Annotated in this window: 1 protein-coding gene and 1 pseudogene; both read left to right on the top strand. The window is 63.0% G+C overall.

Going from position 1 to position 1977, the window contains the following annotated elements; genetic code table 11:
- The coding region (locus EN745_RS34155) for an ABC transporter ATP-binding protein/permease (RefSeq protein ID WP_145992314.1) at window positions 1-1413 on the top strand (1413 nt) is incomplete at its 5' end.
- A gap of 294 nt (window positions 1414-1707) precedes the next feature.
- Window positions 1708-1977 (top strand): annotated as a pseudogene (locus tag EN745_RS34160) (magnesium transporter); the annotation flags it as partial.

Raw genomic sequence — 1977 nt, forward strand, 5'->3', positions numbered from 1 at the left:
GCCGTCGCCACATCGCTCTACTTTGTCGGTCAGAAGCTGCTGGAGACTTCGGTTGAGGTGAGAGGGCTGGAGTTCCTCGGCAGCTACGGCAGCGCGGTCCTGGCCTTCCTGGCCGTCGCCATCTATGTGCCGCTGAATACCTGGATCGCGGTCAAGCTGGGCAGGCTGCTGGAGCGTCTCAATGTCAGGATGCAGCAGTCCGAAGGCAGCTATCGCGGCGAGCTGACCACCTTCCTGCGCCGCAGTTTCCATGTCGCCGCTTCGCAAGGCGAGAATGTGCAGAAGACGATGCACACCCGGCTCTATGCCGACATCGACCGCAATTGGGCGCGGCTGAACATAGTCAACACCGGCTACAACTCCTTCGAGCTGATCTACAATTTCATCGGTGCCCGCATCGTCGCCTATGGGCCCGGCCTCGTGCCCTTCATCCATAACGGCTTCGATCTCAAGGGCTACATAACCGGCTCCGAAATGGTCAACGCGCTGATCAGCCAGTGCTCTTGGTTCATTCACGTCATGCCGGCGATCGCCACGCTGCGGGCCAACAGCCAGCGCGTCACCGAACTCGCCAACGCCATCGAGAAGGTCCAGCAGCCGCAGGAATTCTACCGCCAGACAGGCCGCTCCGACTTCAGCTATGCCAGCCAGAATCCGGTCTTCGGCCTGACCATCCAGAAGCTCGAGCTGGCGCATCAGGGTGAGGACGCGACCCCCTTCCTGAGCGCCGCGAACCTGCGCTTCCGGCGCGGCGAGTGGACCTTCCTCAAGGGCGAGTCCGGCTGCGGCAAGACCTCGCTGATCAAGGCGATCAACGGCCTGTGGCCCTATGGCCGCGGCACCATCGTCTTCCCTGAAGGGGTCAAGAACTTCTATGCTGCGCAGGAGGTCAAGCTGCAGCAGGTGTCGCTGAAGCAGTTGGTCTGCCTGCCAGGCTCCGAGCGCGACCATACCGATGCACAGGTTGCATCGGCGCTGCACAAGGCCGGCCTTGGCGACTTCATCGAACATTTGACCGACGAAAGCCGTGACGGGAAGAACTGGGACCAGGTGCTTTCGGGCGGCCAGAAGCAGAAGCTGGTGGTTGCCCGCATCGTGCTGCAGCAGCCGGGTCTCTTGTTCCTCGACGAGGCGACCGGGGCGCTCGATCCCGAAGGCAAGATCGCTTTCCACCAGGCGATCAAGGACAATTGTCCCGATGTCTCGGTGATCAGCGTCATGCATGAGGCGGTGCCGCCGCGCTCGCTCACGGGCGCCGAGTTCTACCACAGTGTGGTCGCGATCGCTGACGGCGTCGCCACCAAGAAGCCGCTCTCGCCGAGCCTGCCGCGCGAGCTCACCACCATCCTCGTGCAACCGAGGCCGGTCGAGGACAAGTGGTTGCGCTTCCCTCGGCGCCTGAAGCAGAAATAGCAGCGCTTTTCTCTCTCCGATCCGTCGCCGGCGTCAGACCGGCGCACTGAGCCGCTGAACAGCGACCGATCACAGTCTCGCGATCTGGTGCATCTGCCGCTGCTTTCCCGTGCCACCGCGATTGACTCGGGCATAAGCGCTCCTATGTTGCGGCGGCTCGCAGAATTCCAACTGAACCGGCGAGCAGAAAGGTCAACGCGCCATGCCTGGCGATAGTCACAGTCGAACGCAACCGCCGTCCGCCTTGACGTGACCTGATCGACTCACCTCCTGCCGGACGGCAAGGAGTGAGCCATGAATGAATTCGCACCCGTATTGGACGACGGCGCCGTCGCCATCGCCCGTGTCCTCGCCAACGACCATGTCGCCGACGTCGTCGAGGCGCTCAACCACGAACCGCGCGAGACAGCCATAGAGCTGCTTTGCGCCGTGCCTTTCGAGCGGCTGGTCGAGATCTTCGACCAGCCCGAGCTCGAAAGCGCGCCGGAGCTCGTCGAAGCCTTGCCGCGCGTCAAGGCAAGCAAGCTCCTGACCGCTATGTCCATCGACCGCGCGGCCGACATC

This window comes from Mesorhizobium sp. M4A.F.Ca.ET.022.05.2.1, from assembly GCF_003998845.1.
Lineage (GTDB): Bacteria > Pseudomonadota > Alphaproteobacteria > Rhizobiales > Rhizobiaceae > Mesorhizobium.